General features: G+C 36.5%; 1 protein-coding gene. It reads right to left on the reverse strand.

What is annotated here, in order from left to right:
* Window positions 1-36: 36 nt before the first annotated feature.
* A complete protein-coding gene (locus ACKI2W_RS04650) occupies window positions 37-1,872 on the reverse strand; it encodes a SpaA isopeptide-forming pilin-related protein (RefSeq protein WP_407379724.1) in 1,836 nt (611 codons plus the stop codon).
* Window positions 1,873-1,930 lie beyond the last annotated feature (58 nt).

Consider the following 1,930-nt stretch of genomic DNA (forward strand, 5'->3'; position numbering starts at 1 on the left):
GTTTTCTATTCCGATTTAATAATGTTATATTTTAACTTATTCCTCAGACTTTCTCATTCTTCTCTTGGAAATGAGGTAAATGCCGCCGATTGCTGCCATTGCTCCACCGCCAAGATAGAAGATTGTTGTACCGATACCACCGGTGCCGGGGAGTTCTGTACCCTTATTGTTTTCAACACTCATACTTACGCTACCATCTGTAACGTTACCTGGTGTATTGACACTATCCACAGTAATTGATAATGATTGGAGTTCGCTACCATCTGCTACTTCGTCTTGTTCATTAGCTGTTTCTGCTGTAATTGTAAGCTTTTTATCTCCAGGAAGTGCATTATATCCTTGAGGTGGATTAGTTTCAGAAAGATAATATGTACCTTCATCAATACCTTTAAGTGTAAATAAACCATCAGCATTAGAAGTGAATGTAGCTGCATCAGCTGGAACAGTATAATCATCTCCTGCCTTTGTTGCCTTAACCCATCCAGCAAATACACCATTTGTTGCTTTAGCATAATATCTATTATCTACTTCTACTGAGTTTTCAGTTTCTTTAACCACTTTATAAAGCTGGAAAGATGCACCTTCAAGTTTTTTCTTTGTTGCACCGTCAACCTTAGTTACATCAAGTTCATATGTGAATACAACAACCTTATCTACTATCGTCTTATCTACTGTATTATTTGATGCTTCACCAGACCACTCAGGATTATTTGAGTACTCAAGGTAAACTTCATTTGTTTCACCATTTTTACCAGGTTCAGCATTAGATGTTAACTTTGCCTTATAAGCAACTTTTACTATACTTGAACCGTCTACTGTTATAGGATTATCCTCTTCATCGCTTATCTCTTTAAGGTTATTAAATGTGACACTAAATGAATTGTCAACAATGTCGCTTACAATATAATCATCTGAATCTACTTCTGTATCACCAATATAAACGGTTACATCAGGTTTACCGTCGTTACCTGCATCAATATACTCAAGATTTGAACTCATTTTATCATTGAATACATATTTATAGCCATTTGTATAATCATCAATTGTAGCAGGAACAGAACCATAAAGCATAAAGTCAATTTCTTCTCCAATACAGAAATCTCCTACATCGTTCCAACCTGTTGTATGGTCAACAGCATTTTCAAGAGCAGTAGCTCCCTCAGGATAATCAGCTATTGTATTATTGCTATTATCTTCCTTAACCTTCTTGATTACTGTAGGATAAGATTTCTTAGGTGTAATTACAATGTCTTCATTTCCTGCCACCTTAAGAATAAACTTAGAAAGTGCATCATTCGTAGCTGTATCAGTACCAACAGTGTATGTATCTTTTACTAAATAGTAACCCTGTGATAAATCAGTATTAGCAGCTATTGGCGTACCATTTGCACTTACATACTGTGCCAAAATATCAGCTAATCCGTCAGCTGTAATTGAATCTAATGCAATCATTTTTTCAATAGCCTGTGCTGTTACAGCAGCTAAATCATCATTAGCTTTTCCAGAAATAAAATCTGCAAATGTAACAGCATCTTTGGCTTCAATTTCAGGTGTATCAGGATCCTCTGGAACAGCGGGTTCAACAACAAGCGCTTTGAAAGTTTCATTCGCTAACAAGCTAGCTGAATCAAAACCAGTTCCCCAACCATTAATAGTTAATCCTTCATCTGTAAATTCACCTGCAAAAATTGGGTATGCTGTATAAGTGTGTGTTGCTTTATCAGCATCATAACCATCATTATCAACTGATGAGTCGATTGTAACCTTGACGGCAAAAGCATTAAATGCCACGGGAGCAACAGCGCAAGCTGCTAAAAGTGAAGCGGAAGTGATGGCTGCGAATCTCTTAAAAGTTTTGTTAGTTTTTTTCATAATAATTCTCCTTTAAAATAATTTTTCGGTTTCGGGAAGAGCGTGAGCCTATACACGC

Origin of the sequence: Methanobrevibacter sp. (assembly GCF_045603845.1) — an archaeon.
Classification (GTDB): domain Archaea; phylum Methanobacteriota; class Methanobacteria; order Methanobacteriales; family Methanobacteriaceae; genus Methanocatella.